This is a genomic window from Neisseria sp. S1 (assembly GCF_048060015.1).
GTDB classification, from domain to species: domain Bacteria; phylum Pseudomonadota; class Gammaproteobacteria; order Burkholderiales; family Neisseriaceae; genus Neisseria; species Neisseria arctica.
Map to the genome: position 1 here is coordinate 157,569 of NZ_JBLUPI010000004.1, position 21,902 is coordinate 179,470.

A 21,902-nucleotide genomic window follows, 5' to 3' on the forward strand; every position below is an offset into this window, starting at 1 on the left:
AATCTATTCGAAACGGAAGTTAACGCCGATATTGCCGAAGTTCTGATATTCGGCTTCACCGTCATAAACGGTTTTTTTACGGCCTGCTTCGTAAGACACCCCTAAGCGTTTGCCCAAACTCCAATCGTGGCCGAGTTTCACCATCCAGGTATTCTCAGCCAGCTCTCCCGCCTGCCAGTAACGGCCCGCACCTACGCCCAGGGTTTGGCTAAAGCGGATGTTGTTGTCCAGCGGCAAGGAATAAGTCAGGCCCAAATCACCGCTGAGCGTTTTACTGCTTTTCGGGTTGTAGTAGTAAGTGCCGGCAATTTCATCATTACGACTGAAGTCCGCCCATAAAGAACCGCCTATGCGCCAACGGTTGTGTTGCCATATATCTTGCGATAACCATACATAGCCGCTACGGCGGCGGTTGCCATCGTCAAAAGCCAAAACCCCTAATCCAAAACCTGCCCGGGTTGCGCCGGAATGGGTATAGTTGGCCGATATGCCGTATTCGTTGGCATAAACGCCTTGCTCCCAGGCTTTAGTGGGCGTATTGGCACTATTGGTAGCCGCACGGGCATGAAATGACCAATTCTGGTTATGACGGTAACCCACTCCGGCCGAAACATAGGCTTTATCGTTCAATTGGGTGCCGCGCCCGCTTTCTATATTCACGGTAAACGGATAAAGGCTGAATTCTCCTCCCGCTCCTATTCTGCCGTAACGCAATTCATTACCGTGATTGGGAACAAAACCGCTTTGTTGGGTAATGTATGCGCGATGCCCGCCTTCGCTACGAGGTGAGTATAAAGTTGCGTTTTGCGACCACTCATTACCACTGTCACTTGGCGAAGTCGTTTTGTTAACGCCGCCTGAAATACTCAAACGTGCGGCACGCGCCTCATCGTAACGCTGCCAAAAACCTTTATAGTCGGGATCGTTTCGGTCAATACTGGCAGCCATTTCTTTCACGCCGGCCCAGTTGCCGTTATTCATAAGGATCGAGCCGCGGTTGGTTTGCACCCACACCCGGCTATCCGGGGGTATCCAAGGCATAGCTTCAGCGAACCATTTCTCCGCCTCATCGTTACGGCCGTTCCATTGCGCCAATTCACCGCGCAATATCATGGCCCACGGATCCGCCGGATGCTCGGCAAGCCATCTATCCATCATGCGGATAGCAGCTTTCATATTGCCGTTCCAAGCTTCCAAACGCACCTGCCAGAAATATTGCTTGTCGAAATAAGGATTTTTTACCTCTGAAGTATGAGTAAAGTCGGGCACCATCTTTTTGCCGGAGGGGTTTAAACGTGTCAGCTCTTCGTGCGCCCGGCTGTACAACCCCAAATCAGCAGAAGTTTGTACTTGTTTTTCAACTATTTCAGTTGTAACTTGCCCTTCGGCTGCATCTTGCCGCGCTGCTATTTCCTGATAAATCCGTGCGGCACGGTGAGGGCTGCCCTCGGCAGACAATGCTTGGGCATAAGCATCGCGTACGAAATCGGGCTGCTCTCCCCAACGTTCCAGCTTCTGATAATCTTTTTGTGCCTGACGGTAACGTCCGATCATCACACCCGCTACTACACGATCCCGCAAGGCACGCAAATAAAGCTCGCTACCCGGCTCGCTTTGCTCAACCACCTCTCCCAAAGCCTGAAAAGCATGCAACGAGTTTTGATGCGACATTGCTTCTCTAGATGCACGCAAATGACTGACCGACTCGGTGTAAGTCAGCCACATACGGTCTTTTTGATTAAAAAATTGCGGATAATCTGTCAGCAACTGCTCCAACATTGGATAAGCATGCAAACCTGTCGCAGTGCGATAAAGCTCCACCACAGTGTTTTTATCACCGGGAGACTGCTTCAGCCGGCTTTGCAAAACGCCCAGACGTTCTGCCAATGATTGTGTTTCTAACTTCAAATAATCTTCAGCCGCGCTGATATCGCGATCGTTACCAAAGCGTTTGCGGTAAGCGGCGATATGATTTTGGGCGGCGGTATAATCACCTAGCTCGACAGAAGTCAGGGCTCCACCCAACCAGCCGATTTTCTGTTTCGGATCACGCTGCTGGAGTATTTGATATAACGACAAAGCCTTTTCAAACTGACGGCTGTCGCGTGCGGCCTTAGCCAAGTTTTCCAACTCGTCCGTACGGTAATCGGCAGGCGTACACGAAGGACAAACCGCCAAAGCATCCCCCTGGCGTCCTTGACGCAGTAAAAGTGCTGTCAAATCGGCACGCACGCGCGCATCACTGCTCTGCTCATAAAGGCGCTGCAAAGCAGAAACGGCTTCCGCCAATTGGGCTTCGCCCGTACGCGCATAGGCTGCCCAATGCTCGCGTTCACTTTGTATGTCGGCCGCGATGGCAACAACAGGCATACCAAACCCGGCCAAAGCGAGTACCGTTTTCAAACGATACAAAAATGTACCCATGTTTATCTAACCAAATTGTTTTGTAAGAAATATTTTCAGACGGCCCGATAAAGGGCATCTGTACCTAAAAATACGGGATGCAAACTTATTCGAACTGTAAAGTTCGTTTCCAACCCATCTTTGTAAAGGTAGAGTGAGTCGTAAAACCGGCCCGGGTATGACTACCGTAGCGCCGTTGGGAAGCGTCAGATGTGTGTAACTGCAATATTTTTTTAGAATATTCGGTGCATAAAACCGGGCAAATCAATCCACCTGATTCCAAGTGGGCCCCATACTAATAATTTCCTTAACACGCTTATGTGACAGATAACCAAACGGCAGAACAAAACGATAAGCGGATAGCATTAATTTATTTAAAAACAAAAATTAATAAAATAATTAATTTAGAAATAATTTAACTATTTGCAAAATTCATCCGCTACACCATTCGATTAATGGCCTACCGGAAAAAAATCTTTTAAAATACCGAAATGGCGAATTACAGCCTGATACCCGATAATCAGCAACGGTCGGAAGAAATTTGGCCGGCCGCCACAACTTCCGCATTACAGGAAAACACCAAAATGGAACTAACTCACTTTAATGAAAACAGCGAAGCCCACATGGTTGATGTGGGCGAAAAAAATATTACTACCCGTACTGCACGCGCCAGCGGCCGTATCCATATGAGCCATGAAGCAATTACCCACCTGACCCAAGGAAGTGCAAAAAAAGGCGATGTATTGGGTATTGCCCGTGTCGCCGCCATTCAAGGCTGCAAACAAACAGGCTTTCTGATTCCCTTATGCCATCCCGTTGCACTCACCCATGTACGCGTGGATTTCAACGTGGATGTGGAACTGTGCATGGTGAAAGCAACGGTTACCGCCAAAACCGATGGCAAAACAGGAGTAGAAATGGAAGCGCTAACCGGCGTCAACATCGCCTTACTGACTATCTACGATATGCTCAAAGCCGTAGATAAAAACATGAGCTTTACCAATATCCACCTGGAAGAAAAAACAGGTGGTAAGGGCGGGCATTTCCTTTTCGACAACCGCTACGAGAATATTTCTTTCTAAATTGCCCCCGATATGGATGACCGCGATTTACTGCGCTACAGCCGCCACCTACTATTAGATGAAATCGGCATTGAAGGCCAGCAAAAACTGCTGGATGCCACTGTTTTAGTGGTAGGCTGCGGCGGCTTGGGAACAGCCGCCCTGCCTTATTTGGCTGCAGCCGGTGTCGGCCGTCTTATCATTGCCGATCACGACAACGTAGACGATACCAATCTGCAACGCCAAACTGCTTTTAGCGAATCTGACATCGGCAGAAATAAAGCACTGGCTTTAAAAAACCGCCTAAACGCTCTTAATAGCCGTACCCTTATTACTGCGCTCCATGAGCGCTTAGATGAATCCCTTCTCGTCACACTGGCTGCAGAAGCGGATCTCGTACTCGACTGCTGCGACAACTTTGCCACCCGCCAAGCCGTTAACCACGCATGTATCCTTACCCGGACACCGCTGGTGTCGGGAGCTGCCGTACGCTTCGAAGGGCAAATCGCGGTTTACCGCCCCGATTTACCCGATACACCCTGTTATGCCTGCCTGTTCGACGGAGAGCACACCAATGACGGCGCTTGCGCGCTTTTCGGCGTTTTCTCGCCCTTGGTCGGCATTATCGGCACGACCCAGGCCGCCGAAGCCCTAAAACTGCTAATGGGCATAGGTCACGACAGTCATAGTGAGCTGCTTACTTATGATGCGCTTGCCAACGAATGGCAACGTTTCTCTTTCCAGAAAAATCCTGCCTGCCGTGTGTGCGGCCATACCTAGCCATCTGTTTCCAAACCTATAAACTATATTTCAGACGGCCTGTTCCACTCTGGCAGTTACTCTGAAGGTTATTGATTATGCGTGCCGTTATCCAAAAAGTTACCCAAGCCGAAGTCCATGTTATCGAATCCGATGCCCGCCAAAGCAAGGGTAAAATCTCAAACGGCTTTATGGTACTTCTTGGCGTCGCCCACGATGACAATGAAACCGATGCCCGCTATATTGCCGATAAAATCGCCGGTTTGCGGATTTTTGAAGATGAAAACGGCAAACTGAATTTATCGCTTAAAGAAACCGGCGGTTCAGTATTGCTGGTATCTCAATTTACACTTTATGCCGATGCGCGCAACGGACGCCGCCCTTCTTTTTCAGCAGCAGCCCGTCCTGAAACCGCCCTCCATTTATACGAGACGGTTGCCAGTATGTTACGCGGACACGGGCTAACAGTAGAAACTGGAAAATTTCAAACTCATATGCAGGTAGAACTGTGTAACGATGGCCCGGTTACACTGCTGCTTGATTCCAAAAAACTGTTCTAACTTTGCCGTTATTTAAGCCGTAAACAGCGTTAAACCTTTTTCAGACGGCTTTTCCCTACTTACAAAACAATAGTCCTATGCGCCAACCCATTTACCGTTTCAAATGATAAAAGGCCGTCTGAAAAACTTCAGACGGCCTTTTCAAATACATCAGGCGATAACCATAAAGTAAACGACCGGTATTAATCACAATTCTTTATTCTGTGGCCTGCTCCGCAATAAAACCGATTTTACCGACACCAGCCTCTCGCGCAGCATTCAAAGCCTTGGCGACAAAGTCATACGGTACTTTTTTATCGGCGGCAATAGCCAATACTGTATCTTTATCAACCGCATGCGCTTTTTTCAATTCGGCTTCCAATGCCTGTAAATCCTGCTTTTTATCCGATTCTGCCCCCAAATAATAAGCACCGTTTTCATCAATCGTTAAACGCAGCGGCTCCTTAGGCGGACTCTCCTGCTCTGTATTTTTTGATATTTCCGGCAGTTGCAAAGGAATAGAATGCGTCAGCACCGGCATAGTTACCATAAACACAATCAACAGTACCAACATCACATCAACCAGCGGTGTCATATTGATATCGGCCATTGGCGAATCATCACCGGAATTCATCGAACCGAATGCCATGATTTAATCCTTATCATTTAACAATTGCACATGTAAATCATGGGCAAATACATCCATATCCTGCCACAAGGTTTTATTACCTCGGTTAAGGAAGTTGTATCCCAATACAGCCGGAATAGCTACAAACAACCCTGCCGCAGTTGCCACCAAAGCCTCACCGATCGGCCCGGCTACCGCAGCAATACTCATCTGCCCGCTCTCACTGATATTAATCAAAGCATGGTAAATACCCCATACCGTTCCAAATAGTCCGACAAACGGCGCGGTGGCGCCAATCGAAGCCAATGCGGTCAGCCCGCCGTCGAAACGGCGCAAAATCCGGCTCATACAGTTACGGATATGGCGTACAAGATATTCATTTAAAGGAAGTGCGGCTGCCATATTTGCAAGTTGCCAACGATTGTAATTCCGATATGCCTCTACGGAATCCGCTGTCAGCTCGCTGATGGGCGCACCGGCATGATCACGCGCGCGTGCCAATGCCTCATCCAAACTACCTGCTTCCCAAATCAACTGCCGCACAGCCGCATTTTCCTTTTTAGCACGGTAAAGCTTAACTGCACGAATAATCAAAACACACCAGCTGACTATACTCATCAGCACCAAAATCAAAAACGTACCGATTAAAACAAAATCACCTGATGCAAATACCAATCCTAAATTCATTGTTTACTTCCGTTACCATGTTAATTTTTTTTGCAGACCGCCAGTCATTTTCAGACGGCCTTCACACTTAACTTGAACCGATCCGTTTTACCTACTAGTAAATCAACAGCAGTAGAACACCAAACATAGACAATAGTACGGCCAAGCCTTAATCCAACTTAAAAGATATGGGTATCGTATAAAGCGTCCATCCGCGAGGCTGAAAACTACCTTTTTGCGCTGCACGGCGGGCGGCATTATCCAATATTCTAGATCTACTGCTTTTCACAACCTTCACATCAGATACTTTACCATCGGGTGCAACCAAAACAGACAAAACAACCGTACCGTATTCACCGTTTTCCCTTGCCAGATCAGGATAAGGCGGAGTCGGAATCGAACCTTTTGCCTTTAATGGATTGGCAGCACTCGATCCTGCTCCCATACCTTCACCGCTTCCCGCTTTACTACCATTTCCCATACCATGCCCTTCGCCATCGGTACTCTTTCCACTACCGCTTTTATTACCAACAACAGCAGAACCTTCGACTATTGCGGAAGAAACAGTATTTGCTTCTTGCCGCGCCGTTACTACGGACTCAGCCGAAGTTTCTTTGGCAACCTGCCGATGCGTCTGCTTTGCCGTTATTTTTTCAACTGCCTTCGGCTGCTTGGTTGGAGAAATATCTGTTGCCGGTTTATCCGTTATTACAGCTTTCACTTGCGGTCTAGGCTGCGGGGAATGTACGGCGGCAGCCTTACTTTTCTTCACTATGTTTTTTTCAACCGGCTTGTTTGTTTGAATACTCGACCCTTTATCTTTTTGTATCGCACCTCCTCCCACAGGTACTCCAAAGCCGCCGAGATCGACAAACTGAATACTGTGCCCCGTAGCTATACGGACAGGGCTGTGCTGACGCCATAGCAACATTGCCAAAACAGCATGTATCAACATAACTGCCCCAACAATATAAATATTAAAAACAACTTCATTTCTCATAATAAAAATATATTAATGCAAATTGTTTCTATTTGCAATTAATTTATAAAAAAACTGAAAACTACTGACAGCCTGCTCTTACTCACACTAAATTTCAGACAAAATATCTTGATCTGCTGATGATACATACCCATACCGTATTCAAGTTTTAAAAATATTCCCCACCCTATCAGAAATATTCTGTATTTCACCAATAAGGCTAATGCCTGCGCATATAAAACTTTCAGCTGAAATTCTGTTTCGTACGATTAACCAAAGCCTATCTGCCGTGCATAAAACGACACAACAACCAATCAAGATCACAAAAAAGGCCGTCTGAATTTTCAGACGGCCTTTTTTGTTTGGAAAGTAAAAATACCAATTGCTTTACAAACTGCTACTGCCCGTATTCCTCCCACAAATCATTTTGTAAGCTCACCGCAACATCCCCTTCAGCGAAAGGCGCACGGATATATGTGCCGTCTGGCTGCATCAACCATGCTTGCTGATTATCCTCCAACGCCAAAGTCAAACCTTCACGGATTACCCTTGCTTTCAACTCTGGAGCTTCTATGGGGGTACAGGTTTCGATACGGCGGTAGAAATTGCGGCCCATCCAATCGGCACTAGAGATATAAGTGTTTTCCGCCCCACCGTTATAAAAATAGAATACGCGGGAATGCTCAAGCTGGCGGCCGATAATCGAGCGTACACGGATATTTTCCGATAATCCTTCTACGCCCGGACGCAATGCGCACATACCGCGTACAATCAAATCAATTTGCACCCCTGCCGCACTGGCCGCATACAGTGCTTCGATAATATTCGGTTCAATCAGTGAGTTCATCTTAGCAATAACTCGCGCCGGCAAACCGTTTTTAGCATTTGCAGATTCCTGTTCGATTCTCTCCAACAGCATTTTATGTAAAGTAAACGGGCTTTGATACAGTTTGTGCAAACGGTTGGGCTGGCCGAGTCCGGTAATTTCCATAAACAACGTATTCACATCGGCAGTAATATCTTCATCAGCGGTAATCAAACCGAAATCAGTATAAATCCGCGATGTACCCTGATGGTAATTACCCGTTCCGAGGTGAGCGTAACGTTTCAATACACCGTCTTCCCGCCGCACCACCAAAGCCATTTTTGCATGGACTTTATAACCGAATACGCCGTACACCACATGAGCACCCGCATTTTCAAGCTGCTGCGCCCAATTCACATTATTGGCTTCGTCAAAACGCGCCATCAATTCCACCACAACGGTAACCTGTTTGCCTGCCAAAGCGGCGGTCATCAAAGCTTGCGCCAATTCGGAATTGGTACCTGTGCGGTAAATCGTCATTTTCAAGGCGACTACGTCGGGATCACGGGCAGCATCTCGGATAAACTGCACCACAGGTTCAAACGACTGATAGGGATGATGAAACAGAATATCGCCACGGGCGGCGGCATCAATAACCGAATCGCCTTTACGTAAACGCTTCGGCACACTGCCGCGGCGGGGGCTGAATTTCAAATCCGGCCGGTTCACCATATCCGGAACCGACATCAACCTTACCAAGTTGACCGGGCCTTTCACTTGATAAAGCTCGGCCTGAGTAAGTTTGAAATGACTGAGTAGGAATTCGTAAATATGGGCCGGGCAGGTTTCGGCGACTTCAAGCCGCACGCCATCGCCGTATTGGCGGTCGTGCAACTCGCTTTGGATGGCGGTACGGAGGTTTTTCAAATCCTCTTCGTCAACCGTCAAATCACTGTCGCGTGTCAGGCGGAACTGGTGGCAACCCTTAACCGTCATGCCGGGGAACAGGCGGTAAACATATTCATGAAGAATAGAAGACAAAAATACGAAACCATTGTCACCATTACAAATTTCCTCGGGCAGCTGCAAAACGCGCGGAAGAATCCGCGGTGCCTGCACAATCGCCATGCCCGAAGCACGCCCGAAAGCATCTTTACCGTCTAATTCAACGGCAAAATTCAGCGATTTGTTGAGCGGGCGGGGAAAAGGGTGTGACGGATCCAAGCCGATAGGGGTAAGAATCGGCAACAGTTCGCGGTTGAAATAATCTTCGATCCAAGCGCGCTGTTCTGGCGTCCAATTGCGGCGGCGGTAAAAGTGAATGCCTTCGCGGCTTAATGCCGGCTGTAATTCTTCGTTAAATAAAGCGTATTGCTCGCTGATGATAGCGTGCGCTTCGGCCGATACCGCAGCAATGGTTTCAGACGGCGTTTTACCGTTGGCCAAACGCATGGCGGGATTGAGCTTGTGCTGCCGCTTGAGCCATGCCATCCGCACTTCGAAAAACTCGTCCAAATTAGAGGATACGATACATAAAAAACGCAAACGTTCGAGCAGGGGCACCCGCGCATCTTGAGCTTGTGCCAATACGCGGCGGTTAAAAGCCAACAAACTGAGTTCGCGGCACAACAGACGGCTGTTTTCAGACATATCCATCTCCTAAAGATTTTCGATTAAGCTTTCCAGTATAACTGGTTTTGATTAAAGATTCATAAAAGCGGCAGGCGGTTGCTTCCCTTATCCCGTCGGCTTGATCAGTTTCGCTGCAAACAAGAAAAATATTATTATTTTTCTAATGCTTGCCCGAACGCCAAATCGACCAAATAATCCAAAGACTGTTGGTAAATGCCAGCAAATAACCTACAAAACCGATAAATTTCGAACCGGTATCGATACTCATCACAATAGAAGAGCCGATAATCAATGCCGCCGTCACTATACCCATAGTCAGGCGGTTGGTGGCCTTATCAATTTGATGCATTATTTGCTCGGAGCGTTTCAACTCGATGCTCACGCCCAACTGTCCTTTTTGTATGCGACGGCTCAAGCGCAATAGGTTTTGCGGCAATTCGTCTGCCGCCTGCCATAAAGTTTGCAGGTGCATTTTGCTTTTACGCGCCATGTGTTCAGGCGAAACACGCTCTTTAAACACTTCAGCTACAATCGGTTTGGCCTGTTCAAGCAGCTCTGCACTGCCGTCCAAACGCTTCACTACGCCCTCAAGGGTAATCAGCGTTTTAAACAGCATTACCAAATCTCCGGGCAGAGTCAGCCCGTGTTGGCGCATAATTTGGGTAATGTCGTTAATCACTTGGCTGATACGCAAATCGCGCATCGGGGTATGCTCGTAGTTTAACAGCATTTCCAGAACATCCGCCCCCAACAGGTTCTCATCGGGCAGCTCACCTTCAGCCCAATTACTCAGCACATACTGCATGGTGAATTGGTCGCGGCGGGCCAACGCGGTAATCAAGTCGATAATCTCGCGCCGGCGTGTACTGCTCAAATGGCCGACCAAACCGAAATCAATCAGGGTAATGCGCCCTTGCGGGCTGACAAAAATATTACCCGGATGCGGATCGGCATGGAAAAAGCCCTGTTTCAAAATCATGGTAAACAGCGTATCGGTAATGCCGTTGGCGAGTTTGCGGCGCATACCATCTGATAGACTTTCAGACGGCATGCTTTTGAGCAAGGTATCGCCGATATACTCTTGAACCAAAATATGTCGGTTGGAATACTCCTGATAAACCTTGGGAATATGAATAAAGGGATGCCCTGTAAAAGTGGTTTCAAACCGCTGCATATAGCGCAGCTCTACCGACAAATCAGTCTCTTTGGCCAAACTACGGGCAAAATACTGAACCATCTGTACAGGTTGGTAGCGGCGCGTTTCCGGTATTTCCGATTCGATAAGGCCGGCCAAATGAGTTAAAATACGCAAGTCGGCCTGAATAGTGCGCTCGATATCGGGGCGTTTCAGCTTTACGGCTACCGTTTCACCATTTAACAATTCGGCACGGTGTACTTGAGCGATTGAAGCACTTCCTATCGGGCGGGCATCAATATGCCGAAATACTTCGCCGGTCGGTCGTTCCAAATAACTTTCCACCAATACGCAGATATCATCGCTATTGATGGGGGCGACATTACTTTGCAACTGTTCAAATTCCTCTATCCACTCGGCATCAAAAATGTCGACGCGGGTAGAGAGCACCTGACCGAGTTTGACGAATGTCGGCCCCAGCTCTTCAAAAGCCAAACGGAAACGGCGCGGCGTGCTCATATAACGGCTTTCAAGCGCAGCCTCCCCTTCTCCATCCAAGGCTTTATGGGAAAGTTTGATGCGCTGCACAAACTCGCCTAAGCCGTGTTTGGAGAGTATGGTGATAATTTCACGCATACGCGCAAAATCTCGCATGGCAAGTAATGTTGGAATCATCATGGTTTTTGCTGTATTGTTGCGCCTAACAATATAAAAACCTAAGCATAACACAAAGCAGACCGCCAAACGGCGCAACGGGAAAATCTGCCGTCTATTGAAATATACAATATCGGTATGGCTTTCATATCAAAACCTTAGCCTACAATACCGTATATTTCAAAATACCCGAAACCTGCCGTCTGAATTTTCAGATGCCGGCTCCTGCCAGCCGGAAAATTACGGAATACTGATGCATGAATTTTTGGAAATATTTTTTGGCCGCCCTCTCAACCGTGGTTTGTCTGCAGATATCGGGCATACCGTCTGCCCATGCCGATGAATTGGAAAATCTGATTAACCGCCAAATGGTCGCCGCCACCGATACCCAAAGTAGCAACCGCAGCGATGCCGACCAGCTGATCAGCAGCGCCATGGGGTTATTAGGCGTAGCCTACCGTTACGGCGGCACCTCGGCCAGTACGGGTTTTGACTGTAGCGGTTTTATGCAGCATATTTTCCGCCGCAGTATGCAAATCAACCTGCCCCGCACCTCCGCCGAACAGGCACGCATGGGCGTAGCCGTAAGCCGTAGCGATTTACAGCCGGGCGATATGGTTTTTTTCAGCACGGTAGGCGGGCGTATCTCACATGTAGGACTTTATATCGGCAACAACCGCTTTATCCACGCCCCGCGAACGGGAAAAAGTATCGAAATCACCAGCATGAGCAACAAATACTGGAATGCCCGCTATGTGACGGCCCGACGCGTGAAGAAAAACGACCCTTCCCGTTTTTTGCAATAAGGAGTGAATATGAATATGCCCGAAATGCCGAAATGGTATGACGATAACGGCCAAATCGTTTCATGCACCGAAAAAATCAAAGTCATGCAGGAAAACATGAGTGAACTCTACCAAACCGCACAAGATGCGTTTGAAGATGCGCTCCTAATGGGCTGTAATGAATCCCAATTGCGCGATTACCTCAGCCGGCTGATTGAAAATCTCGAAAACCCTTACAAATAAATTATTTAGAACCCCAGTATCTTTTAATAATAACGGAACCTTTTGACAGTGTTCCGTTTTTTATGGCCGTCTGAATATAAAACGTCTTTTCAGACGGCCTCTTAGCCGTTATCATTTACATAGTTTAACCTTACGGCACGATACAGTATTTTTTACCATTTCGGTAAGGATCATTGCGGTATGCCGACACACAGCCACAGGCTCCCAGCACATCAAACAAGGATAAAAACATGATTCGGGCTCTCAGTATTATTTTCGGGTTTCTGGCACTCGGAGAAGCCTTCATTCACTTTAGCGGCCTTCCCTTGCCCGGCAGCATCATCGGTATGGGGCTTTTATTTGCTGCCTTGCAGGCCGGATGGGTTAAGGCTTGTTGGCTGCAACAGATCGTCGATGTACTGATGGGCAATTTGGCGCTGTTTCTGGTTCCGCCCTGTGTTGCGGTGATGAGTTATCTGGATGTGGTTGGAAGAGATGTCGTATCTATTGTAACCGCTACGATCATCAGCACTTTTTTGGTATTGTTTGTAACGGGGAAAGTGCATGAATTGGTACGGAGGTACTGGTAATGGAAATGCTCGCCCATCCTGCCACTCTGCTTTTTGTAACCGTAACCGTTTACTGGATTACCAATATCGTCCGCGCCCGCACCGGCAGTTTTCTGTTTAATCCGGTGGTGCTGAGCTCAACCGTGATGATTTTGTATCTGCTAGCCTTCAAAATCGACTATGCCACTTATCACGAAGCCGCACAGATGATCGATTTTTGGCTAAAACCGGCCGTAGTTTCTTTAGCGGTGCCGCTCTATATCAACTGGAAAAAAATCCGCAGCCAATGGTTGCCGATTATCATTTCCCAAGCGGCCGGTAGTGTAACCGGTATCGTAACCGGGGTTTATATTGCCAAATGGATGGGCGCCGAACGGGAAGTCGTACTCTCTTTGGCTGCCAAATCCGTAACCAACCCGATCGCCATCGAGATCACCCGAACCATAGGCGGTATTCCCGCCATTACTGCCGCCACGGTGATTTTAGCGGGTATGATGGGGCAAATGATCGGTTACCGCCTATTGCGTGCCAGTACCATCCGCACACCGACATCGCAGGGCATGTCTATCGGCGCTGCCTCACATGCTATGGGCATCGCCGCCTCTCTTGAGCGCAGCCGGAAATTTGCAGCCTATGCCAGTTTGGGATTAATTTTTAACGGCGTACTGACGGCAGCTCTAGTACCGATTTTAATTCCGTTAATGGGTGTATAAATCATTTTCCAAGTGATGTATTAAATAATCAGGCCGTCTGAATTTTCAGACGGCCTGATTATTTAACAATACTGATGCCTTAAGAATATACAACTGACTGCTTCAAAATATCCGTCAAAACCGTACGGGAAGGCTGAAATATCTTGTTCCAGCCTATTCGCAAACAGAACTGGTTATTTACCACTCTACTGATAATAAGCTGATTCCGATACTCTCTACCGATTTAATGGGTTTAACCTGTTATCACTATCCACCGGTAACCACACAATCATCTGCCAGCCCCCTGCATCGACTACGGGAAAAGCCAAACGGCTGAAACGCTTGCTGCCTTTTGGTGTATGAAATACATACTCCAAACTCGGTTTGTACCGGCGTTTGGCAACAAAATGTCGGTAGATTTTTTCAAACATCGGGCTTTGAGCGCGGCGTTCAGCTACAAAAGCGGCGACCTGTTCATCATTTTGAAACTGTTCCGTAGTACCTAAAAAATGCCCTACCCACAGCGAAGTACATTTTTCCCAATTTTGGATAAACAGGCGGCTGTGCGGATCAAGCAGCAGATAGTCAATAAAATTAGTGTATTGCACCTGTTTCCCCAACCAATGGGTAAACAAACGGGCGGCACTTTTATTCCAACACACCCGCTCCCACAAAGAATTGACTACATACGCCGGATGTTCCAAACCATCGAGCATTTTTTGCAAATACGGCACCAACTGTCGCTCTGGCACGTCTTGCCAACTTTCAGGTTGCCAACCGGCTTGCCGTAACAAAACTTCCTGCTCTTGTTTTTCAAAACACAACGTTTGCAATACCCGCCGCAAAGCAGCCGTATCGGTTGCCTTGAAGGTGCCTTGCTCCAAACGCGACAGCCAACGGGTTGTTACGCCGCTCAATACGGCTACCTCCTGTTGGCTCAAACCTTTCCTACGCCCTCCTACCTGGGGTAGGCCAACATCACCCGGTTGTAATACCAACCTCTTTTGCTTTAAGGTTTCTCCAAGTTGCTTTAATAAATCCGACATCTATTTTCCTTCTTGTATGTATGTGCAGATCTCTAAAAGCCACCTTCATCCGTATCAATATAATCAGCTTTAACCTAGAGCTATGACGCAGCCCTCGAACACTGATTTTACGCCCGCCATCAATACAAAATACGGATTAAGCGCGACTTTACTTTATTAATATTTTATCTTTATATTTAAAGCACCCCATTCATCACAGGGTAAAGTGGAACTATTCGAGAAATATTGTTATCCGCCCAAATAAAACATAGTTTTAGCCAAAACTACAATGGCAATCATATGTAGTAAAACGGCTATATGAATATATTTGGACCAAGCTGCCGTCAGCGTACCTCGCCGCATCTTAACCACAGCTATCAGAAAATGTATCAATACGCTAAAAGCCAGCAGGATTTTCAAAGCCAGCTGAACGGCAAAAGCACTTCCGAACGGAGACGATAATACCGCTGCATAACGGTGCGCCATAGCCAAACCCGAAATAAAAAGTAGCCCGACTACCCACGGCATCACGCGCGGCGCCCGATACGATAAAGCTCTGTCAACCTCGCGCCGTACTTCACGCCCAACTTTATCGGTATGCAGTACCGACAAAACCAAAGCTTCGAAAAAAACACCGCCTACAAAAATAACGGCGCAAAATAAATGCACAATGTGGGCAACGGCATAGGCAGACATAACTACTCTCTAACAAATAAAGTGGAACTTTAGCATAGGTTTAACCGTCTTTACGCAGTTGAATATACGTATTGCAACTAATTTATGCCATACTGCCCAAGTATCAGCAAACTTATACCGACTTACATTCTATTTAACTTAACCCGTCCTTATTCCAATAGGAGCATAAAATGAAAAATATCGTAACCAAAACTTTAGCTCTGGTAGCCGTAGCCGCTTCTTTGAGCGCTTGCCAAAATATGTCGACTACCCAACGTAATGCCGCTACCGGTGCAGTGATCGGCGGCGTAGCAGGCAACCTGATCGGTGGTGATACCGGCTCTACTTTGGGCGGTGCTGCATTGGGCGGCGTTATCGGTAGCCAAGTTCGCTAAACCGAAAGAGTTTGCTACAAACCATAGGGTATTATCATACCCTATGGTTTTTTATTTGCCTAAACTGAAAAGGCCGTCTGAAAACCGATACGCAAACAGTCCGTACCCACATTCAAAGTATAAAATGCCGCCTGAAAAATTCGGGCGGCATCCTTATATCGTTTTCAGACGGCCTGAATATGCGCTTCCATCCAGTCTGCCAAGCGCCGGGAGCCTTCCTCAATCGCAGCAGCCAACAATTCGGCTCTGCTTTCCTGCTTTATCTCATAACACAGCACAAATTCCCAACCATTATCTGTTACGGTGTAATTGATACCGAAACCGGGGCGGCTGGTCGGTGCAAATGCAAAACGGCAAACCGTTTGGTTACCGCCGATGGTCGAGGTAGAGAAAAAATCTTCGGTAATGGTTTGATAAGCTTTACCTTCAAAAATCTCAGGCCGCATACCGCGTTTGACTGCCATCAGTTTCAAACCTAACAAATGGCGGTTGATCCCATGCCCGGTTTTACAGGCTTTAATGCGGGCTTTATGTTCGGCTAAGGCCGTCTGAAACAAATCGGCAGAAGCTTCGTTGCGGTGCAGTGCGGCAACAAAGGCAACTGAAGCCTCAGATACGGGGCGCACGCATTCGGTACGGCCACTTTGGAAATGGCTCACGTCTACCGCTTCATAAGTATTACGAACCTGCCCGAATACAGCCAATTGCGCATATTGAAGCACAAACTGCATCAATGCATCCGTGCTGATGCCTTTGCGCGGATAGGGTATTTTAGCCGGCTCGACAATACGGCAACCGTAGGTAGAGGCCACCTTTGCATATGCCTGTTGCCATTGTGGCCAAAGCTCGGCCAAATCACCCGACAACTGCCATGATTGCGGCTGCAGATCGATTTCAGACGGCATCTTTCCTTCCGTATGCTGCAAATAGCCTTGGGCATGCTGCAAAATACCGATAATTGCCCCGCCATCGGGCCAAGTATGTTCGCAATGTAGAACTAAACCGCCGTCGCTACGGTTGTGCCACAGGGTAATCGGCTTGTAACACCATACCGACTGCTGTGCCTGAAAAGTAGCTGCCGCAAGATTTTGTTCGGCATCGCTATTACCCGTATCATTCAGACTTACATGAAATAAATCCTGCCCGATATCGTCAAGCAACCGTGCATTATCAGGATTCTCCGCTAAACGGTTGCAAACCGCTGCCATCTGTTTGCTGCCTAAAAAAGACGGAACCGCCACCGGATAAGGATTGGCCGTCTGAAAACTTTCCAATCTTTGCAACGCGGCTTTGAAATAATCGGGATGGTATGCCTCGCCTTCTTCATCCAAAACAGGCAGGCGGAAGTAAAAACCGTTTTTCAAAATACCTATGGTACGGCTGTCTTCGGCAAAACGGTATTCGTCGCATTCGGCGCACGCTGTCCGCATGCTACCTTGCAATACTTTCCATTGCGCCATACATACGGGTTCGCCCGAAAAACTTTTCGGCACTGTGATTCTTCCATGCCTCCAATCGGCACAAACTGCGCTCAATGCATACACCCATTGAGCCAGAGATGCCCCTTTACGGTTTAATTCGAAACCGACATTACTCGCCAGAGGCAAAGCACGGCGTTCGCTCAAATAAGCCTCCAACCATGCTTCAATCAACCAATTACCGTGCGACAGAGTGGAAGCAAACTGCTGCAAATCTGTTTGCAAGAGCTTTCCTTCTCCCTCAACAAAATCAGCAATCTGCTGCTGCGTTTGCTCAAAAGTTTGCTCATCCAAAAGTGGTTTTACCCACTCTTGATAACGTGCCAAAGTATCTTTTAATTCGGGAATCGGCAACTTCGGTGTCATATTCGGGTATCCTGTATCAATCATATTAGACGGGGGGTTTTAGCCGTCATTTTCATCATCTGTCAGCGCAAGCTTCACCACATATGCCAAAAACAACAAGGTCAACGTAATCAAAACCGTTTCAATGATGTTTTCACTCAGCGGCTGTTCCAAATAAAAAGGATTTTTTCCCATTATGCGCCTCCTTGTTTGGCGGCGGTATCACGGCGCAACTGCCGCCACAAGGCCGCCATCCACAAATAAAATACGAAAACAAACGGAAAACCTGCAAACGAACCGACAGCCTTGATACCGTCTATCTTGCCGGTAAACACCACCGCATAACTGATCATACCCATGAACACACACCAAACGATAGCGCGACGCTTATTTTCACTGCGCCCGTCGGTGCTGGTCATTACGCCGAGAGAAATAGCCGCGCTCACGACCGTCGTAATCACGAAACCCAAAAACAGCACTACTGTTAAAGGCTTCGTGGCAAAAGCAGCAGGCAACATATTCAACAGATGGTAAAACGTACCTTCATAGTCGCCCTTATTGGCGATTTCAGCCAACACCCCGCTGCCCTCAACCGTATCGAGCAGACTGAATCCCGAAAACGTGCAAAACCACACTAAAATAAAACCCGAAGGCACCAAAACCGATGCCAGCACAAATTCCCGCAAAGTCCGCCCTTTGGAAATCTGCGCCAAAAATACACCGACAAAAGGCGCCCACGTTATCCACCAAACCCAATACGCCATCGGATACCATACAATCCAATCACGGGGCTGGAAAAGATAAAGCTCGAAAGAATGCCCGACGGTTTGCGTGATAATATGCCCTACCGTTACCGTTATCACGCTAACAAAATAATGTGTTGGCCCGGTTAGAAACACAAACACCAGCAACAGTAGGGAAAGTGCTACCGTCAGGTCGCCCAATACCTTCATCCCCTTACGGATAGGCAACAAGGTAGCAAACAGACAAACGACGATAATCACAGTCAGCAAAACCGTTTTTTCCAAAATCGAAGCGGCTCCCTGCCCAGTAATGATACTGATACCCGAAGCAATTTGGCTAACCGCCATCGCAATGGAAGAAGATACGGAAAAAGCAATCGAAACTACCGCCGTACCAGTAATCAATTTACCTAAGGGTGCTGCCCATTTTTTACGTTTGAACGCAAACTCCACAGGTGCGGCAGGTGAGCATTCGGTTTTATGCTGATACAGAAAATAAGCCATCACCAAACCCGCCAGCATATACAGCGACCAAGCCGGAATACCCCATACATGCAGTGCCAAGCCCATGGCATTGCCCACTTTCTGGTATTCCGGCAAACCTTCTGCCTGTGCTCCAATAGGAGATTGGAAATAATGCCACAATGCCTCAATAGGCCCGAAAAACACAATACCCACCCCGATACCGGCGGTAAACAGCATATTCATCCACGAAACAAACGAATAGTCGGGCTTGGCATCTTGCCCACCCAAACGGATATTGCCGAACTTGCCAGGCAACGCAACGGCTAAACCAAAACCGAACGCTAAAAGCGGCAGCCACATAATCAGCCAGTCGAACTTCTGATAAAAAAAATTGCTGACGGCAACAATCGTACCGGTCAGCAAAGTAGGCTTCCAAAGGGCGGTGACTGACATCAACCCGACAATCAGCGAAGTATAAAGAAAATAATTCGGCCTTAGGCTTGTATCTTGTTTGATTGGCATCTTCATCAACCGCCTCCGATTAAGCATATGATATTGACTTATTTTAACGCAAACCGGCTGCAGTTAGACTCAGATTTTCAATGAAAAATTAAGTTACTATTAATTTTATTTAAAAGATTATATTCGAAAAAACAACCCGCTCTTGCCTTGTTTACCTAATCAAATACATCAATCAATTCATCATATACTACAAAATATCTGCAATATTGAGTTGGTACCGGTTGGCAAACGAAATGCCGTCTGAAATATTTTCAGACGGCATCAATAACTCAAAATAAAACCGGCTAAGTTGGTGTGTGCGTCATAATTTCCAGCAGTGCACAGCCTTGGTATCGGACACCGCCGAAATCCAATACAGCCTTGAATTCATAGTTCTGACCGGAATCCGGATCTTCACAAGCAGCTCTGCTGATATTCAAATTTACAGTTTCGCCATCATGCTTGCCGCTGAATTCAACACCGTGCGCATAAACCGAACGCTTAACCTCGAACTCTCCGTTAACTACTCCACCTTCTGCCAGCATCTGCAACCGATTTGTGCCATCCTCTTTAGGTTGTACAAAGAAATGCCACCGATTAGGTATAGTACCGAAAGCAGTAAAAGCACTTGAAAAACTCTCCAGTGCATCTTGCTCAGAAGATGCGGCAACGGTTTCCGAAGCAGAAACCTGAGATGCCGCCACTTCCGAGTTCACCGTCTTAACGGTGGCACTGCTTGCAGCCGTTTCAGTATTTTGCTGTGTTGGCCCTTGTTGGTTGCAGGCAACTAACAAGAGCGATGAAGCAAGCAAACAAAGTATCAAAGATTTGTCTATCATCTACAGCTCCTATATTGCCCATCCGCAATACAATGCACCGGACGCAAAAATCAAATGTGGCACAAAGACCGATTACATCATACGGTTACAGGTTTAATCTTCATTTTCCATCACTGGACTGATACGCACCCGCTCAATCCGCTGGCCGGCTTTCTCAACCACTTCAAAACGCCAACCGTGAAATACGACCGACTCTCCTTCCTCAGGAATATTTTGCAACTCTTCCATCATCAGACCGGCAACAGTATGGTAATCGGCATCGTCATCATGCGGTGGCAGGTTGATTTGGCGCGACAGTTCGACATACTCCAAACTACCGTCAACCACAAAGCTTTGCGCTTCGCTTTCAGCCTCAATCATCGGTGCATCTCCGCGCTCATATTCTTCAGGGAATTCACCGGCAATTGCCTCCAGCAAATCTTTCATCGTTACCATCCCCAACACCGCACCGAATTCATCCACCACCAAGGCATAATCAGCGCTACTTTTGCGGAAGAGTTCGATAGCATTCAGCGCGGTTGTGCTATCGGGCAAAATCAACGGTTGGCGCAAAGCCGTCTGAATATTCAATTCACCGTTTTCGTTATCCAGCAGCTGTGTGAGTAAATCTTTTTTATTGATGTAGCCCAAAGGCTCGTCTACCCCGGCCTTACCTACAACCAGCAAGCGGCTGTAAGGAGTATTTTGCAGCTGGGCATATTGCTCTTCTTTACTTTGTGAAATATCCAAACGCTCGATATCGCGACGAGGAATCATCACCCCTAAAATCGGGCGTTCAGCCAAAGTCAGCACGCTGTGGATCATCGACTTTTCATTTTCTTCAAAATGTGTGTCGTCTTCGTGATTATCGCCCGCCCTAGCCAAAACAGCCTCGCGGATGCCCATCATACCCAAAACATTTTCAGCCGTACGTTGACGCCATGAGCTGCCGATATAGTCATTACGCTTGCTGTTTTTCAATGACACTTGGTTAAATATTTCAATAAGAATTGAGAATCCGATAGCTGCATACAAATAACCTTTAGGAATGTGCATATGGAAGGCCTCTGCAATCAGGCTGAAACCGATCATCAGCAAGAAGCCCAAGCACAGCATCACTACCGTAGGATGGCGGTCTACAAACTCGGTAAGCGGTTTGCTCGCCCAAATCATCACCCCCATTGCCACCACTACCGCAGCCATCGCCACAATGATGTGTTCGACCATCGCTACGGCAGTGATGACGGAATCAATTGAGAAGACGGCATCCAGTACCAAAATTTGCATCACCACCGCCATAAAAGGCGAGTGTTTTTTATTATTATCTGCAATATGGAATTGGTTATGTCCTTCCAAACGCTCGTGTAATTCGGTTGTCGCCTTATAAAGTAAAAACAAGCCGCCGAAAAGCATAATCAAATCTTTACCCGCCACGGCGAAATCACCGATGTGAAACCACGGATGGGTGAGCGTCATAATTTTGGCCATAAATGCCAACATCACAATACGCATCACAACGGCCAACGAAAGGCCAACCACCCGCGCCCGGTCACGATAGGCAGGCTTCACTTTATTCGCCAAAATCGCAACGAAAACCAGGTTGTCGATACCGAGCACCACCTCCAAAACCAGCAAAGTAGCAAAACCTATCCAGGTAGTCGGTTCGGCAAGCCAACTAAAATCCATTATCCGATATCCTTACAATTAATTTTCAGGCGGCCTTATCCAATGCGGCACGCCAAACACAATAAAAGGCAGGCTGCTTCAGCAGCCTGCCTGATTCTGATACATACACCGCACCGTGCAAATAGTGGTTTCTGATAAACCGCTCTGCTCTGCGTCTTTCATAGTGGGGATATATGCCTAAAAATGATGGAATTAAGAGTGTAGCAGTTTAACCGTAAAATGCAAGGCCGCCCAATCGAAAA

Annotated in this window: 21 protein-coding genes; 8 read left to right on the forward strand and 13 right to left on the reverse strand. The window is 47.5% G+C overall.

The genetic code is table 11. From position 1 onward, the window contains the following. Nucleotides 1-3: 3 nt before the first annotated feature. Nucleotides 4-2,424 (reverse strand): poly-beta-1,6 N-acetyl-D-glucosamine export porin PgaA, encoded by a 2,421-nt coding sequence (pgaA, locus tag ACEPPX_RS04555; protein WP_416623109.1) that lies wholly within the window; start codon nucleotides 2,422-2,424, stop codon nucleotides 4-6. A gap of 563 nt (nucleotides 2,425-2,987) precedes the next feature. Here pgaA and moaC point away from each other — a divergent pair. From moaC to dtd, 3 genes are all read left to right on the forward strand, one after another. After that, nucleotides 2,988-3,485 (forward strand): cyclic pyranopterin monophosphate synthase MoaC, encoded by a 498-nt coding sequence (moaC, locus tag ACEPPX_RS04560; protein ID WP_416623110.1) that lies wholly within the window; start codon nucleotides 2,988-2,990, stop codon nucleotides 3,483-3,485. A gap of 12 nt (nucleotides 3,486-3,497) precedes the next feature. Continuing rightward, a complete protein-coding gene (locus ACEPPX_RS04565) occupies nucleotides 3,498-4,244 on the forward strand; it encodes a HesA/MoeB/ThiF family protein (RefSeq protein WP_416623111.1) in 747 nt (248 codons plus the stop codon). Between the two features lie 77 nt (nucleotides 4,245-4,321). Continuing rightward, the gene (dtd, locus tag ACEPPX_RS04570) at nucleotides 4,322-4,783 is read left to right on the forward strand and encodes a D-aminoacyl-tRNA deacylase (RefSeq protein WP_416623112.1); all 462 of its coding nucleotides are present in this window, start codon (nucleotides 4,322-4,324) and stop codon (nucleotides 4,781-4,783) included. Between the two features lie 196 nt (nucleotides 4,784-4,979). Here dtd and ACEPPX_RS04575 read toward each other — a convergent pair whose 3' ends face one another. The 5 genes from ACEPPX_RS04575 to ACEPPX_RS04595 form a co-directional block, all read right to left on the reverse strand. Next, the gene (locus tag ACEPPX_RS04575; RefSeq protein WP_416623113.1) at nucleotides 4,980-5,411 is read right to left on the reverse strand and encodes an ExbD/TolR family protein; all 432 of its coding nucleotides are present in this window, start codon (nucleotides 5,409-5,411) and stop codon (nucleotides 4,980-4,982) included. Nucleotides 5,412-5,414: 3 nt separating this feature from the next. Next, on the reverse strand, nucleotides 5,415-6,077 hold the full coding sequence (locus ACEPPX_RS04580; protein WP_047759984.1) for a MotA/TolQ/ExbB proton channel family protein: 663 nt from the start codon (nucleotides 6,075-6,077) through the stop codon (nucleotides 5,415-5,417). A 148-nt stretch (nucleotides 6,078-6,225) separates the two neighbouring features. Further along, nucleotides 6,226-7,011 (reverse strand): energy transducer TonB, encoded by a 786-nt coding sequence (locus ACEPPX_RS04585; RefSeq protein ID WP_416623114.1) that lies wholly within the window; start codon nucleotides 7,009-7,011, stop codon nucleotides 6,226-6,228. A 421-nt stretch (nucleotides 7,012-7,432) separates the two neighbouring features. After that, on the reverse strand, nucleotides 7,433-9,490 hold the full coding sequence (gene ppk1, locus ACEPPX_RS04590) for a polyphosphate kinase 1 (RefSeq protein ID WP_416623115.1): 2,058 nt from the start codon (nucleotides 9,488-9,490) through the stop codon (nucleotides 7,433-7,435). A 142-nt stretch (nucleotides 9,491-9,632) separates the two neighbouring features. After that, nucleotides 9,633-11,285, reverse strand: a complete 1,653-nt coding sequence (locus ACEPPX_RS04595; RefSeq protein WP_416623116.1) for an ABC1 kinase family protein — start codon at nucleotides 11,283-11,285, stop codon at nucleotides 9,633-9,635. A 233-nt stretch (nucleotides 11,286-11,518) separates the two neighbouring features. Between ACEPPX_RS04595 and ACEPPX_RS04600 the strand changes: the two genes are divergently transcribed. The 4 genes from ACEPPX_RS04600 to ACEPPX_RS04615 all read left to right on the forward strand — a co-directional run bounded on the left by ACEPPX_RS04600 (nucleotide 11,519) and on the right by ACEPPX_RS04615 (nucleotide 13,550). Next, complete coding sequence (locus ACEPPX_RS04600; RefSeq protein ID WP_416623117.1) at nucleotides 11,519-12,067, forward strand: C40 family peptidase; 549 nt, start codon at nucleotides 11,519-11,521, stop codon at nucleotides 12,065-12,067. Nucleotides 12,068-12,076: 9 nt separating this feature from the next. Continuing rightward, the gene (locus tag ACEPPX_RS04605) at nucleotides 12,077-12,289 is read left to right on the forward strand and encodes a hypothetical protein (protein WP_416623118.1); all 213 of its coding nucleotides are present in this window, start codon (nucleotides 12,077-12,079) and stop codon (nucleotides 12,287-12,289) included. A gap of 230 nt (nucleotides 12,290-12,519) precedes the next feature. Continuing rightward, a complete protein-coding gene (locus tag ACEPPX_RS04610; RefSeq protein WP_416623119.1) occupies nucleotides 12,520-12,858 on the forward strand; it encodes a CidA/LrgA family protein in 339 nt (112 codons plus the stop codon). Continuing rightward, nucleotides 12,858-13,550, forward strand: coding sequence for an LrgB family protein (locus tag ACEPPX_RS04615; protein ID WP_416623120.1), 693 nt, complete (start codon nucleotides 12,858-12,860; stop codon nucleotides 13,548-13,550). The genes ACEPPX_RS04610 and ACEPPX_RS04615 overlap by 1 nt, the downstream gene beginning before the upstream one ends. A gap of 215 nt (nucleotides 13,551-13,765) precedes the next feature. On the opposite strand, the gene ACEPPX_RS04620 is transcribed toward ACEPPX_RS04615, so the two are convergent. Together ACEPPX_RS04620 and ACEPPX_RS04625 are read right to left on the reverse strand one after the other, a co-directional pair. Further along, nucleotides 13,766-14,575, reverse strand: coding sequence for a helix-turn-helix domain-containing protein (locus ACEPPX_RS04620; protein WP_416623121.1), 810 nt, complete (start codon nucleotides 14,573-14,575; stop codon nucleotides 13,766-13,768). A 228-nt stretch (nucleotides 14,576-14,803) separates the two neighbouring features. Further along, nucleotides 14,804-15,250 carry a CopD family copper resistance protein gene (locus tag ACEPPX_RS04625; protein WP_416623122.1) on the reverse strand — a complete coding sequence of 149 codons (447 nt, stop codon included), beginning with the start codon at nucleotides 15,248-15,250 and terminating at the stop codon, nucleotides 14,804-14,806. Nucleotides 15,251-15,420: 170 nt separating this feature from the next. On the opposite strand from ACEPPX_RS04625, the gene ACEPPX_RS04630 reads away from it, so the two are divergent. Then, nucleotides 15,421-15,624, forward strand: a complete 204-nt coding sequence (locus ACEPPX_RS04630; RefSeq protein ID WP_047759992.1) for a glycine zipper 2TM domain-containing protein — start codon at nucleotides 15,421-15,423, stop codon at nucleotides 15,622-15,624. Between the two features lie 164 nt (nucleotides 15,625-15,788). On the opposite strand, the gene ACEPPX_RS04635 is transcribed toward ACEPPX_RS04630, so the two are convergent. From ACEPPX_RS04635 to ACEPPX_RS04655, 5 genes are all read right to left on the reverse strand, one after another. Further along, nucleotides 15,789-17,468, reverse strand: a complete 1,680-nt coding sequence (locus ACEPPX_RS04635; RefSeq protein ID WP_416623123.1) for a choline/carnitine O-acyltransferase — start codon at nucleotides 17,466-17,468, stop codon at nucleotides 15,789-15,791. 39 nt (nucleotides 17,469-17,507) lie between these two features. Next, a complete protein-coding gene (locus ACEPPX_RS04640) occupies nucleotides 17,508-17,642 on the reverse strand; it encodes a hypothetical protein (protein WP_268776806.1) in 135 nt (44 codons plus the stop codon). Then, on the reverse strand, nucleotides 17,642-19,183 hold the full coding sequence (locus ACEPPX_RS04645; RefSeq protein ID WP_416623124.1) for a BCCT family transporter: 1,542 nt from the start codon (nucleotides 19,181-19,183) through the stop codon (nucleotides 17,642-17,644). Before ACEPPX_RS04645 ends, ACEPPX_RS04640 begins: the two co-directional genes overlap by 1 nt. 278 nt (nucleotides 19,184-19,461) lie before the next feature. Beyond that, on the reverse strand, nucleotides 19,462-19,995 hold the full coding sequence (locus ACEPPX_RS04650; protein WP_416623125.1) for a hypothetical protein: 534 nt from the start codon (nucleotides 19,993-19,995) through the stop codon (nucleotides 19,462-19,464). A gap of 93 nt (nucleotides 19,996-20,088) precedes the next feature. Next, the gene (locus ACEPPX_RS04655; protein WP_416623126.1) at nucleotides 20,089-21,660 is read right to left on the reverse strand and encodes a TerC family protein; all 1,572 of its coding nucleotides are present in this window, start codon (nucleotides 21,658-21,660) and stop codon (nucleotides 20,089-20,091) included. Nucleotides 21,661-21,902: the final 242 nt, after the last annotated feature.